The organism is Desulfitobacterium elongatum, from assembly GCF_055378975.1.
This window is the reverse complement of sequence record NZ_AP038772.1, coordinates 158,413-172,172: the sequence shown is the minus strand read 5'-3', so window position 1 is coordinate 172,172 and position 13,760 is coordinate 158,413. Positions and strand designations below refer to the sequence as shown.

The window sequence follows — 13,760 nt, the reverse complement described above, 5'->3', positions numbered from 1 at the left end:
ATTTGCTTTACAACGTTCACTCTTTAAGCTGCGCGGACAAAACTAATCGCTCGAGTTCTCCGCTCCGATGGGTTCACCTTCGCCGTTAAGTTATCTTTGTAGCAGGCGGCTTGGGCGAAACCCTCCACTGGAGGCTTTCGTGGCCAAATCGTCTCCTGACTCGTGGCCGGTTGGAAACGTCGTGTTTCCAACCCATCTCCGCTACAAACTCTTCGTGAAGTTTTGTTTCCTGCTCGCTTAGAAGCCGTTTACTTTTGCAAAGCAAATTCCTTGGGTTGTTTCCAAAGTATTCTCCTGAAACTCTAAAAAGCAGGGCCAAACTTCAGCAAACATTTCTCGAATCATACTGCAAAATGAGTTACGAATACAGTAAGCGAGGTTTCTTCGCGAGCAGCCACCGAACTTGGGCTAAACTGCACCCCAGACAGCGGGGCGAGCCACACGATGTGGCTCGCCGCCTACTAAGCAGGAGCGATTTAGGCGGGTACCCCGCAGCTTGCATGAAGCAGTTTAGCCCTTAGTTCGGTCTGCGAGCGTATTTCCGAGCGTCTGTATCGCAACTCGACTTGCAGATACGGCCTTTCGAATCTAATGATATAAGCTTATTTTGCCTTTTTCTTCTGTGCTGGTGCTTTTCCTTTAGCGCTTGAAGCATCCTTCTTCCTGGGGCGACCTTGGGTCGGTCGCTTATATTTGTTTTCCTCGCCCTTGAGCTCGATAATGGCATCACGAATTTCTGCTGCGCGTTCGAAATCTGTTTCTCGGGCAGCCAGGCGCATTTCTTGCTCGAGGCCCTTGATAAGTTCTGCAAGTTCTTCAGGCGGAAGCTTGTTTCCATAGGCGGCTTTCTTCTCCGCGACTTTCGTCGCTTCAGGCACTTCATAAATCCGTTTTATGATGGTCTGCGGCGTAATCCCCAGCTTCTCATTGTGTTCCTGTTGGAGCGCCCGGCGACGGTTTGTTTCATCAATTGCAATTTTCATAGATCTGGTAATTTTATCGGCATACATAATTACTTTACCGTTTGAATTCCGCGCGGCACGACCAATGGTCTGTATGAGGGATCGATCGGAACGGAGGAAGCCCTCCTTATCCGCATCTAAAATTGCGACGAGTGAAACTTCTGGCAGGTCCAAGCCCTCCCGTAAGAGGTTGATTCCGACGATGACATCAATATCACCCAGACGTAATTCGCGAAGAATCTCGACACGTTCAAGTGTGGTGATATCTGAGTGGAGGTACTTCACTGCAATATTTAGATTTTTAAAGTAATCCGTCAGGTCCTCGGCCATTTTCTTTGTCAAGGTCGTAACAAGTACTCTTTCATGCCGCTCGATCCGTTGGAAGATTTCACTGATGAGATCATCAATTTGTCCTTTACTGGGTCGGACAATAATTTCTGGATCGAGCAGACCGGTCGGACGAATAATCTGTTCCACAATCTGTGGGCAGTGTTCAAGTTCATAGGGTCCGGGAGTTGCGGTGATATAGAGGCGTTGAGTGACAAGACGTTCATACTCGTCAAATTTCAAAGGGCGATTATCAAGTGCTGAAGGTAGCCGGAAGCCGAAATCCACTAGGGTGGTTTTTCTCGACCGATCCCCCTCATACATTCCTCGGACTTGCGGCAGGGTTACATGGGATTCGTCAATCATCATTAAGAAGTCTTCAGGGAAATAATGAAGTAAGGTGTAGGGTGTTTCTCCAGCTTCGCGGAAGGTCAAATGCCGTGAATAGTTCTCGATTCCATTACAAAAGCCCATTTCTCGAAGCATTTCCAAATCATATCGTGTCCGTTGCTCCAAGCGCTGAGCCTCAAGAAGCTTATTTTCTTCTTTAAAGAGTTTAAGCCGCTCTTCTAGTTCTTGCTCAATGTTCTCTGCAGCGATCATCACTTTATCTCGGGCGGTAACATAGTGAGAGTTCGGGAAGATCGAGATATGTTTTCGCTCACCGAGGATCTCCCCTGTAAGAATATTGATTTCATAGATGTGTTCGATTTCGTCACCGAACATCTCTACCCGAATGGCATGCTCACTTGAACCGGCCGGATAAACCTCAACAACATCCCCTCTCACACGAAAGGTTCCTCGTTGAAAAGCTATATCATTACGGTCATACTGAATAGAAATCAGTTTCCGCAAGATATCATTGCGGTCAATCTCTTGCCCTTGACGTAAGGAGACGACGAGGTCACGATACTCATCAGGAGAACCCAAGCCGTAGATACAAGATACACTCGCTACAACAATGACATCTCGCCGTTCAAAGAGTGCAGCTGTCGCTGAGTGGCGCATTTTCTCGATTTCATCATTAATCGAGGAGTCTTTTTCAATATAGGTATCACTCGAAGGAACATAGGCCTCCGGCTGATAATAATCGTAGTAGCTCACGAAGTACTCGACTGCATTTTCAGGAAAGAACTCCTTAAACTCACTATAGAGCTGAGCTGCGAGTGTCTTATTATGGGCTAGAATCAGTGTGGGCCTCTGAACCTTTTCGATAATGTTCGCCATGGTAAAGGTCTTTCCCGAACCGGTTACCCCAAGTAAGGTCTGATGGCGTCTACCATCATTAATACTAGCGACCAGAGCATCAATCGCCTGCGGCTGATCCCCGGCGGGCTGATATGGGGCATGTAAGCTAAATTCCATGGGATGCTCCAATCTCCTTTCGATAATGCTGCTTTAGAAACTTCCGCACTTCAAATCATTCTAAACAGAATTATATCACTTATTTATCCGAAACAAAACAAAAAAGCCGAAAATATGTTCGGCTTTTTAGATTCTATTTTCTGGTAACCTTAAGAGGATTTGATACTTCCCTTCGTCTTGCTTATTTCTTTTCCTCTTTCTTATCTCCTTCGCTTGCCTTTTTTTCTTCGCCACCGCTATCTTTACTATCCTTACTTGCTTGTTGTCCTCCTTGCTTTGACTGTTGCATTTCTTGAAGGAGCATTTCCGGGGGAATCGTCCGAACTTGGTCGTTTGCATTCTTTTCAGTTCCGATAACTTTCCCTTGAGCGTCCAGATACTCCCGCGTGATTTCAGTACGGATTTTCTCTGTCACTTTACTTACACCTTGAGGCATATTCCCGCCCGTTTGCTGTTGCTGTTCTCCTCCTTGAGAAGAGGAACTTCCTTGTTTACTCTCATTCTGTGAACTACCCTGTTTGCTATCACTGCTCTGCGAGCTTCCTTGATTCTTTTGATTAGATCCCTGTTTGCTCTCACTTTGCTTCTGCGCCTCTTCCTGCTTCTGAGCCTCTGCGGCCTTTGTATAACTTTTTTGAACGACCGCTAAATTTTCAGGAGTCACGGTCTTTACAGGAACAATTTTCGCAGGGACTTCTCCCTGGTCACCCGTTAACGATGCGCTTATATCTAGGGCTTCATTTTTGACAATCTTTTGTGCCCACTGGAATGCATTCACGCCTTGAATGTAGGGTGCGGTATCAATATCGGCAATTTGTCCGCCTGACGCCATTCGTTGAAGGGATTGTATGTTGGCTTGGCCTCCGATTAATAGAATCTTCTTTTCGAGTTGCTGGGCCTTGAGAACTTCATACGCTTGAGCCGCTAGCTTTTCATTTTGGGCGCAAATGACTTGCACTTTGTCCGGATTCTTTTTCAGGTATTCAATCAATCCCTGCTTTGCAATAGATTCCGAACCTGATGGGTTTGAAATGGAGTGAACGGTAATCTTTGGATTCTTGTTCAGAACTCGTCTCAGCGCTGCTAAGGCTTCCTGAGCTGCGCTATCCCCAGGATCTCCTTGTAAAAAGACAACTTGTCCCTCATTGACTTTGTTTAGTATGGGCTGTGCCATCAACTCTCCAGCTTGATTGGGGTCTGGGAGAATTACCCCAGCCGCTTTGACTCCTGCGGGAACTTCATTTAAAGCCAGAATAGGGACCTTATCTTCTTGCGCACTTTGGAGAAATTCTTTATTCCCACCTTGGTAGATAAGAATCTTAGCGTCTTTTAAGGGAGATTCCTTTTTCTGGTCTTTAGAATTTCCGTTGCTTTTAGACTGTGAACCCGTTTTGCCTTCCGCCTGCTGCCCGCTTGCTGTATCCTGCGCAGAGAGGACTTTCACTTCCATGTCTTCCTTTTTTGCCATGTCTTCAATCCCACGGAGAATCAAAGCTTTATTCGGGTCCTCATCATTCAAGGCAACCGCAATAATCTGCTTCTGATTGTCTTGAGTAGATTTGCTGGAGGTTTTCTGCTTCTTGTTCCCCAGTAGGTCTTGTAGACTGCAACCCGTAAGGGTTAAGCTTAAAAGGATAACAAAAAAAACCAGGAGAATTCTTTTCATGGGACACGCTCCTTTCCAGGCTCGAATCCATATCTTAGTTTCCCCCTGATTTTATGAATTATCCGATGACTCATCGGTCCATAAGCTCCTGCTTCTCAATCCTGCTCAAGTCTTCAAATCGTTTTTTTAAGTTCAATGTCTCTTAAGATGGAATTCATTATTTCATCTCTTATTATATCCACTTGATTAAAATCAATGACATCCATATAAATTGATTTTAGAAGGCCTCTGAGGTTCTGAGCTTGAACTAAGGCCTCTTTTAAATCTTTGCTAAAGGGGCAACCCAGTCCTTGATCCTCTAAATGTTCAGGATCTCCCTGCCAGATCACGAGCTTACGTTCGGGAAAAATAATACCTAGAATCTCATCCGGATAAAGAGGATGCAGCACAATATCAATAACTTGCCCCAATTGCTCGGCTTCTTTAAGTACCCAATCCATAGCCTCACGGGCTTCTTCCCCATCGAATCGTATCTGATCATATTCCATTAAGTAATGGGGCGCAAGATTCAGCCATCCTTCACAATCCATTCCATGGAGGAAAAATGAATTGATAGCACTCTTCTGTAGCTTCTTTAGTGCATCTTGGGCCTTTGTCCAAGGTCCTTGAGCTTCTTTAAAAATGTCTGAGGCGTAGAGGCTGGGGAGCCAAGGTCTTCCCCCATCCCTGTTTAAATAGAGCCTTTCCCGTACTTTCTCTCCAAATTCTTCCGCCAGTATTTCTCCGATTCTTTGTTGAGCTTGATTGATTCCTCTCTCCAACTCAAGCACCGACTGGTGCTGTTTATCTAGATTACGTAGATTACAATAGGCGGAAAAGTCGATAAAGCGTTCGACCACTCCCGGTGCACGCCAGCGAAGTGGGGCGATTTCATAAAGATCGAGCATCGCCAAGTTAGAGCGACGAATTAACAGTCCGGCAATAGAATCCGGGTCTCGGGCTGAACGCAGAAAATCGACCTCATGGCCCCGATCCAGAAGTTCCAAACCCACCATTTTAATGAGAGTGGACTTTCCAGTTCCTGGGCCTCCCATGAGGACATAAGTACGGTTCCATTCTGACATCATATTCGGTAGGAGTGATATGTACCCGCGATTGGTAACCCCCTCAGCAAAGTAATGACGAACACCTGGTTTATTCCCCATGTTCCTACCCCCTGTTAAGTCTGCTCGCCGTGTAGTGTATGCAAGAGGCTCCGCGGGGGTTACGGTTGAACCTAAGAAATAATCAATGCGGTCTTATGTATGAGCAAGGACATTCCCTTAAATAAAAGGGGAACGGTTAAGACCGTTCCCAAGTATACCATTATTTAATTTCTTGAAGTATTGGGATAATCATCGGACGACGCTTTGTCTTGTCATAGAGATTTTTACTCACCACATCGCGGATCTGATTTTTTAAACTAGCCCAATCTCGGATGCCGTTTTGCTGACAACGAGTCATGGTTTTACGCGTGATTTCTTTAACCTCGTCAAGCATCAGCTCAGATTCTCTAACGTAGACGAATCCACGAGTGACGATATCAGGGCCAGACATGATAGTACCGGTAGCACCGTTTAGAGTCAGAACAATGATGAGAATTCCATCTTGCGAGAGCTGCTTTCGATCCCTCAAGACGATATTTCCTACATCGCCAACACCTAAGCCATCGATGAGGACTCGACCTGAAGGTACTTTATCCGCAATTCTTGCACCCTGACGTGTAAACTCGATGACATTCCCAATTTCCGCAATAAACGTATTTTCTTGGGGAATCCCAAGTTGTCCAGCTAGTTCTGCATGCTTCATTAGCATGCGATATTCTCCGTGTACAGGAATAAAGTATTGGGGTTTAACCATGCTAAGCATCAGCTTAAGTTCTTCTTGACCAGCATGTCCAGAAACATGCATCCCCGAAATCGTTTCATAGATTACCTTTGCTCCAAGCTTAAAGAGCATATCGATGTTACGAGCGATTGCCTTTTCATTGCCTGGAATCGGCGATGCCGAGATAATGACCGTGTCCCCAGGACTGATGGATATTTGACGATGGTCATGCTGAGCTATTCGTGTTAAGGCAGACATGGGTTCCCCTTGGCTCCCTGTTGTGAGGATGCATACTTCATCAACAGGCAAGTTAACGATCTCATCCACTTCGACCAACGTGCCTTCTGGAATATCCAGATACCCCAAATCAGAGGCGATAGCGACTACATTGACCATACTTCTTCCAACTACAGCCACTTTTCGATTGTATTTGTAGGCTGCCGTAATAGCTTGCTGAAGGCGATTGACATTCGACGCGAAGCTGGCGAAGATGATTCTCCCATCCGCACTCGCAAAGGCTTCATCGATATTTTGCCCGACGAACTTTTCGGATTTAGTAAATCCAGGGCGTTCTACATTCGTACTGTCGGACATCAAACAGAGTACTCCTCTGTCTCCCAGCTCAGAAAACTTGTGTACGTCAAGTATTGCCCCGCTCGCCGGAGTATGATCTAACTTAAAGTCTCCAGTATGAACGATGGTTCCCATCGGAGTATGAATGGCTAAACCAACGCTTCCGGGGATACTGTGACTTACATTGATAAATTCAACTTTGAATACACCAAGCTTCACAGTATCTCGAGGCGCAATCTCTTGAGTTGTGACTTGACCTAATTTCGCTTCGTTTAATTTGGTCTGAATTAAGCCAAGGGATAAGCGTGTTCCGTAGACAGGGACGTTTAAGTTTTTGAGTAAATAGGGAAGTGCTCCGATATGATCTTCATGTCCATGCGTGATCAGAATCCCGAGTACTAACTCTTTGTTTTCGATAAGATACGTCATGTCAGGAATGACGATGTCAATCCCAGGCATGTCGTCATCGGGGAAGGAAAGACCCGCATCAATAAGAAGTATCTGATTATTATACCGGATAACGGTCATATTTTTCCCGATTTCCCCTACTCCTCCAAGAGGAATAATTTGTAATTTGTTTTCTTTAGTCAAGATTTACCTCCTCGTGTATATCATGGTAGATCGCCATGTACATCTTTAATAGTTTTAATAGTAAGCCACCAATCTTCGTGCAGGTGACCATCAATTATTTGTTTTTTGCAGCAAGAAATAACGAGATAGCTACATATAAACACAAACGCCCCGGTGTTAATATGCATGCATCTCGTAGTAACCGACTCTCCGCTCAGAAACAATTAGTTTATTTATATCATAATTTATGAGCATATGCAAGTTATAGAGGTAGTTATAGAGGCGGTACACCTCTAGTGCCTTCCTCTATTTGGGTCGTAAATTGTTAAGAATAATTACTAGATCAATTAGAAGACCGCACACTTGCTTTTCAAAGCAAACGTGCGGTCTTGTTTCTCTTTTGCTTTTTATTTTGTCTTTTCTCTAAGCACCTGTAGTGCCTTAGTTAACTGTGGATCGAAATTCGTGGTAGTCGGTGAAATAGTGGCTTCTTCACCTTTCTTTAGTTCGACTTTGACATCGGGTTCAATTCCTTTTTTATGAATATCGACTTTATTAGGTGTTAAGTACTTTGCGGTGGTTAGTTTTACACTTGTCCCTTTGTCTAGCTGGTAGATCGTTTGGACGATTCCTTTACCAAAGGTTTTCACCCCAACAAGTGCTCCTGTCCCCCGATCTTTAATCGCTCCGGATACAATCTCTGCTGCAGAGGCACTTTCCTCATTCACAAGAACCACAAACGGCAGTCCAAGGTAGTTCCCTTCTGAGGCTTTGGTCAAGGTGTTTCCGTCTTTGTCCACGATATACACCACAGGCCCCGGTTGGACAAAATAGCTTGCAACGCCTACAGCGGATTCTAATTCTCCCCCATGATTATAGCGGAGATCTAAGATAACACCTTTATACTTCTTAATATCCATGCTATTGAAGACTTCATGAAGCTCCTGAGCGGTATTCGAAGAGAATTGTGTAATACTCACATAGGCAATGTCAGGATTTCCTGGTAAGGCTTGCCCTTCAACCGTCGGCACAGAAATTCGTTCCCGGGTCAGAGGAATTGTCACGCTCTGCTTCAAACTTTCCCGATAAACTACGAGAGTAACCTTCGTTCCCGGATCTCCGCGCATGAGAGAGACAGCCTTTTCTTGGTCGATGGTTGTGGCATCCACGGTATCGATCTTTAAGATAACATCCCCGGGTTGAAGCCCCGCCTTAGAGGCTGGAGTATTTTTAATGGGTCTTAATACTACAAGTTTCTGTGGGTCCTTCATGCTTAAGATAATTCCAACCCCTCCGAATTTCCCCTCGATCTGCTCCATGAGTTCTTGATTTTCTTGGGCATTCATATAGACCGAGTAGGGATCTCCAAGGGAATCTACAATTCCTTTTGTCGCTCCATCAAGGAGTTTATCAATCGGCGCCTTTTCTAAGTAATCACTTTGGATGAGTTGAACGACCCGGGCTAATCGCCCAACGTGTTCAAGATTGGTTACAACAAATCCTCCAACAATCACGGTAAAAAGCAGACTGACGATAATGAGAACCCATCCCAAGTTTTTCAGATACTCTTTCCAACTTCTCTCCTGCAAAATGATAACCCCTTCCTAAGTTGAGCCCTCGTCTCTTTCAACGTCCAGTACCCGATGGCAATCACCCATCTTTTAAACATCCTTGGGATATTATATGCTTATCCACTTCGGGAAATACTTACTAGAAAAATCGTAATGGATCCGTTGGCTCCCCATTCACCCGAACTTCAAAATGAAGATGGGGTCCAGTACTCCAACCGGTAGATCCAACATAAGCGACAATGTCTCCAGCACTTACAGTATCCCCGACAGAAACGTTCAGTTTGGAGTTATGCCCATAAAGAGAGGTATAGCCGCCTCCATGGTCAATAATTACGGCGTTTCCATAGGCACCATACCAGCCTGCCATGATAACGACGCCTGCACCTGCAGCCTGAACTTGTGTTCCAGTGGGTGCTGGAATATCCGTTCCTGTATGTAGACTTTTCTTGTGGGTAATCGGGTGGATTCGCCAGCCGTAAGAATCACTAATTTCTTTATAACCAGGAAGAGGATAGGTGCTAATCGTTCCATGGACTTTACCTGATGAATTAGCCGTTAATTTTCGAATTTTTTCTCCTAAGGCATTCGAATCAGCTTGCATCTTATCGATTTGCTCAAAGATTGCATCCTGAGCTTTCTTATTATTATTTAAGGCCACTTGATGCTGCTGTTTCTTCCCATCTAAATCTGCCTTTGCCTGTACCGCTTGGGCCTGCAGGCTCGCAGCTTGATCTCGGCGGGTCTGAAGTTCCTTTGTCTTCTCTTCAATTCGTTCTTTTTCCTTGGCAATGTCGGAAAGTATCTTCTGGTCATTCGCAACCAGCTTATTAAAATACTCTAAACGTGTAATGAAATCGCTCAAATCTTCCGATTGGAAAAGTATCTCGAGGTAGCTAATTTGTCCTTCTTGATAGATTTCCCGAACTCGTCGTCTCAGGACTTCCCGGCGATTATCGAGTTCTTTCTGGCGTTCTTTAAGCTCCTTCTCAGAGAGAGCAACATCCTGCTGAGCCTTGTTATAGGCCGTCTGCTTCTGAGTGAGCGTACTTTGAGCGACAGTAATCTGGGAAGCTAAATCCTGTATTTGATTCTTTAACTTATCTGCAGAATACGTAAGTTGATTCAACTGACCACGCGCCTGCTGCTCCTGCTGACGAAGTTGTTCCTGCTTCTGCATGGCGTCTTCAAGCTCTCCCGCTTGCAGAGGAATAACTGAACTCCCAATCAGGATGGTTGTGAGTAAAAGGGCAATTGGCCCTCGTTTTCGTAGCATCTTTTTCCCTCCAATATAAGAAAGTTAGGCTCACCGTTAAGCCCTCAAGAACTTCCGTAGGGAAATAACACTCCCTGCTGCACCAAGTCCCATGCCGGATAGAATAAGTATCCCCAGGACTCGCCAGATGAGGCTAGCTTCTTCCACGACGGGTATGAAGGTAAGAGTCGATCGGATATATTCTGCCAGCCAATTGTACCCAAACCCGACGATGAGAATGGCTAAAAGTCCTCCGACTAATCCTAAAAACATTCCTTCGATAAGGAAAGGCCAACGGATGAAGCCATTACTTGCCCCGACGAGCTTCATAATTTGAATCTCACGGCGACGGGAAAAGACATTCATTTTAATATTAAGTGAAATCAGTACCAGAGATGCTATGGCAAAAGCAAGGACGATAGAGATCCCGACCCAACGAAGCCAATTCGTGAATTTCAGAAGAGTTTCAACAATCTCTTTACCATAAACAACATTATCCACGCCAGAGAATCCCTTAATTGAATCCGCGATGCTATTCACTTGTTGCGGATCCGTGACCTGCACCGTAAATTTATCGGGGAAGGGATTTGTTTCTCCCAAATCAGAAACAATCGAGGTTGAACTCATGGATTTAGAGAACTCCTTCAGCGCTTGTTCCTTAGGGACAAGCTCGACTGTCGTAACTCCTGCTAACCCCTCGATCTCTTTCCCCAAAGTCTGTACTTCGGTAGAGTTCAGGCGATCTTGAGCAAAAACAGCTATTTCTAATTGGGATTCAAAATTCTCGGCTAAATTTGAGGCATTGAGTAAAAAGAAGACAGATGCCCCCAAAATCACAAGTGAGATCATCACGGTTAGGACAGAGGCTAAACTTAACCAGACGTTTCGACGAATCGAACTAAACACTTCACGGAAGATGTAATCCAAAGAATTAAGCGTCATATCCATACGCCCCCCGTTGCTCATCTCGCGCTACTTTTCCATCCTCAATCGCTATGACTCGTTTTTGCATTTGATCGACAATATCCCGAGCATGGGTCGCCATAACAACAGTCGTCCCCCTTCGGTTGATATTATGAAGCAGTTCCATGATATCCCAAGCGGTCTCAGGATCGAGATTTCCCGTGGGCTCATCAGCCACAAGTAAAGCGGGATTATTAACAATCGCGCGTGCCACAGAAACTCGTTGTTGCTCTCCTCCAGATAATTCATTAGGAAAAGCCTTTTCTTTCTTTCCTAGCCCCACAAGCTCGATTGCAGCCATTGTCCGTTTTTGGGCTTCTCGCCGTCCAACTCCGATAACTTCAAGAGCGAACGCTACATTTTCAAAAACCGTCTTGGTCGGGAGTAACCGAAAGTCCTGAAAGACTACCCCAATATTGCGGCGTAGCTGTGGAACCTCGCGCTCACGCATGCGAATCAAATTCTTGCCATTCATAGTTACTTGTCCACGGGTCGGCAGCTCCTCACGGTACAGTAATCGGATAAGTGTAGATTTTCCTGCTCCACTTGGCCCAACCAGAAAAACAAATTCTCCTTTGTCTATTTTCAGACTAATATCGACAAGGGCCCTGGCACCATTCGAATAAATCTTAGATACATTCGTCAATTGGATCATCTTTATCTTAATCCTCCTTGAATTACACGTGACAGCTCCCTTTTTTCCCAAACCTATAACTTTATTCGACATTAGGCATTGATTTCCTGTTAGTAAATTTTAGTCTCACCCAAAACTTCTTGCAAAAAAAATAAGTTGGCAGAATAGAAAAAGCCATGACTTGATCATTACTACCAAATCATGGACTCATGTTTTCTTTTTATCTTTAACTTTATCCTTCTCTGATCAGGACATCATTGCTGTCCCCGGGCAAATATTATAGCTATCCCTCATTCGTTTTACGAGAATGTAGCAGCTTGTGTAGCTTATCAATTACCTGATCCTTAAAAAGAACACCCAAGAAAAACAGCACTACAGCTGCAGCGGACAAGACAACCACCCTAAGGTAATTTTTCTCTTCTAAGTTCGCACCAATATAGGCGCAGACAAAAAGAGCAGGGAGCCTTGCTACTACGGCAATGCTTAAAAATTTCAAGGGTTTCACTGGAGTTAGTCCTGCGATATACGTCAAGATGTCCTTCGGAATCCCGGGCAGCAGAAACAAAATAAACATAATAATATCCGACTTTTGTCTTTCCAGCAAAGATTTAAACTTAACAAGCCTCTCCTCAGAGACAAAGGCTTTTACAAGCGGATATCCCAAGAGTCGAGAGGCAAAGAAGGCTATTACTGACCCCACAATTGCACCCAGGATCAGGTACAGAGCTCCTAGCCACTCTCCATAGATATAGCCTCCTGCAATTTGCACGACTTCCCCAGGAATGGCTGCAATTACCACCTGTAGAATCTGTACAGATATAAACACAAAAATCCCTGTATATCCGTAAGAGTGTATCACATCTCTAAATTTTGCCGGTTCACTTGCTAGCTTCGTTACCACTGGGGCATATTTCACAGTGACAAGCGCAAGAAAAACTATAAAGGCTGCCAGCAACACTATATTGAACACTGGGACCTTTCTATCATGATCGTTCATAGGTACTGCTCACTTCCTCTATAATCTGCCACCCTCCAAAGCCTTTTGTACGGAGGTATACTTAGCCTCAGCCTCATCTTCATCGACAAACCAGAGATATCCTTCGTCTTTACGTTCACAATTAAAGGTATGGATCAAACCACCCTCTAATATTCCCTTTCCCCAAGCTACAAAAAATTGAGCTGGAGAATTTACCGGGTTAACTCCTGTCCCAAAGAAAACGGGAATCCCGTTAATCTCTGTCTTCTCTAGAATATTGGCCCGAGCTGTACCACAGGGATTCTTCATTAGCTTTTCTCCTCTGCTCCTTGAAGATTCTCTAATTAGAAGAAATTTACGACTAGCTATCTTATTTTAACCCAGCTGATTTTTCGGTCAAAGACAAAACCCATTTTGTTAACAAGGTTGATTGAGTTGATATTGTTCGGTTCAACATTCAAGAATACGGGTTTATTTTCTTTTCTCTTTTCATATATCAGGGAACTCGTGATAGCTTTTCCATAACCCTTTCCCCTAAACTCCGGGAGAACATGTAGAAATCCTAACGCACCGTCATCATGTGTAAGTCCCCAGGCGACGAGAGCATTACTTTCTATAATCCCGGCTGATACGCCTCTTTCAATTTGATCCTTAATATATTCCCTTGATGTAAACGCTTGATAATCTGAGTGGTTGAATATGTAATCTACTAAGGACGTATCTAATGCACATGTTTTTCTTGTCGAAGGCACAATTTCATGATTATCGGGAAGCACGTAACGTAAGGTTGTTAATTCCCATTCGACTTCTGAGTCCTCCGAAATAATAGGTTTCATCCAATCTTCAACAGAAGCAAAATATCTTGTATCAATCTGATACTTTTCAAATATCTTGGTCAATTCACTGCTACTATGACTCGATATATACCCCCATAGGTGATCACTCTCCCCTAGTAGAAGGAATGTATCACCCACTTGAAACACTTTCTCAAGCGGATAGTTTTCGAAGAATCCCAGTACAGATATATTTCGTATGGGGTCCTTTGACAATCTATTAATCATTTCTGAGTACATCATTTAACCTCCGATTTGGCAA

Annotated in this window: 12 protein-coding genes; all 12 read right to left on the bottom strand. The window is 44.4% G+C overall.

Annotation, left to right across the window (positions count from 1 at the left end):
- Positions 1–23: 23 nt before the first annotated feature.
- The 12 genes from ACZ42W_RS00855 to ACZ42W_RS00800 all read right to left on the bottom strand — a co-directional run bounded on the left by ACZ42W_RS00855 (position 24) and on the right by ACZ42W_RS00800 (position 13,741).
- On the bottom strand, positions 24–191 hold the full coding sequence (locus ACZ42W_RS00855) for a hypothetical protein (RefSeq protein ID WP_464167728.1): 168 nt from the start codon (positions 189–191) through the stop codon (positions 24–26).
- 411 nt (positions 192–602) lie between these two features.
- Entirely contained in the window at positions 603–2,654 is a 2,052-nt protein-coding gene (gene uvrB / locus ACZ42W_RS00850) for an excinuclease ABC subunit UvrB (protein WP_464167727.1), read from the bottom strand.
- A 181-nt stretch (positions 2,655–2,835) separates the two neighbouring features.
- Positions 2,836–4,320 (bottom strand): sugar ABC transporter substrate-binding protein, encoded by a 1,485-nt coding sequence (locus tag ACZ42W_RS00845; RefSeq protein ID WP_464167726.1) that lies wholly within the window; start codon positions 4,318–4,320, stop codon positions 2,836–2,838.
- Positions 4,321–4,433: 113 nt separating this feature from the next.
- Complete coding sequence (locus ACZ42W_RS00840; RefSeq protein WP_464167725.1) at positions 4,434–5,465, bottom strand: hypothetical protein; 1,032 nt, start codon at positions 5,463–5,465, stop codon at positions 4,434–4,436.
- Positions 5,466–5,625: 160 nt separating this feature from the next.
- On the bottom strand, positions 5,626–7,290 hold the full coding sequence (locus ACZ42W_RS00835) for a ribonuclease J (protein WP_464167724.1): 1,665 nt from the start codon (positions 7,288–7,290) through the stop codon (positions 5,626–5,628).
- 386 nt (positions 7,291–7,676) lie between these two features.
- Positions 7,677–8,864, bottom strand: a complete 1,188-nt coding sequence (locus tag ACZ42W_RS00830; RefSeq protein ID WP_464170833.1) for a S41 family peptidase — start codon at positions 8,862–8,864, stop codon at positions 7,677–7,679.
- 115 nt (positions 8,865–8,979) lie between these two features.
- Entirely contained in the window at positions 8,980–10,113 is a 1,134-nt protein-coding gene (locus tag ACZ42W_RS00825) for a murein hydrolase activator EnvC family protein (protein ID WP_464167723.1), read from the bottom strand.
- A gap of 36 nt (positions 10,114–10,149) precedes the next feature.
- Positions 10,150–11,034, bottom strand: a complete 885-nt coding sequence (ftsX, locus tag ACZ42W_RS00820; protein ID WP_464167722.1) for a permease-like cell division protein FtsX — start codon at positions 11,032–11,034, stop codon at positions 10,150–10,152.
- Entirely contained in the window at positions 11,024–11,710 is a 687-nt protein-coding gene (ftsE, locus tag ACZ42W_RS00815) for a cell division ATP-binding protein FtsE (RefSeq protein WP_464167721.1), read from the bottom strand. The genes ftsX and ftsE overlap by 11 nt, the downstream gene beginning before the upstream one ends.
- Positions 11,711–11,972: 262 nt before the next feature.
- A complete protein-coding gene (locus tag ACZ42W_RS00810) occupies positions 11,973–12,686 on the bottom strand; it encodes a TVP38/TMEM64 family protein (RefSeq protein WP_464167719.1) in 714 nt (237 codons plus the stop codon).
- An 18-nt stretch (positions 12,687–12,704) separates the two neighbouring features.
- Positions 12,705–12,974: a hypothetical protein gene (locus ACZ42W_RS00805; RefSeq protein ID WP_464167717.1), complete on the bottom strand. Its 270-nt coding sequence runs from the start codon at positions 12,972–12,974 to the stop codon at positions 12,705–12,707.
- Between the two features lie 56 nt (positions 12,975–13,030).
- The gene (locus ACZ42W_RS00800) at positions 13,031–13,741 is read right to left on the bottom strand and encodes a GNAT family N-acetyltransferase (protein ID WP_464167716.1); all 711 of its coding nucleotides are present in this window, start codon (positions 13,739–13,741) and stop codon (positions 13,031–13,033) included.
- Between the last annotated feature and the right edge of the window lie 19 nt (positions 13,742–13,760).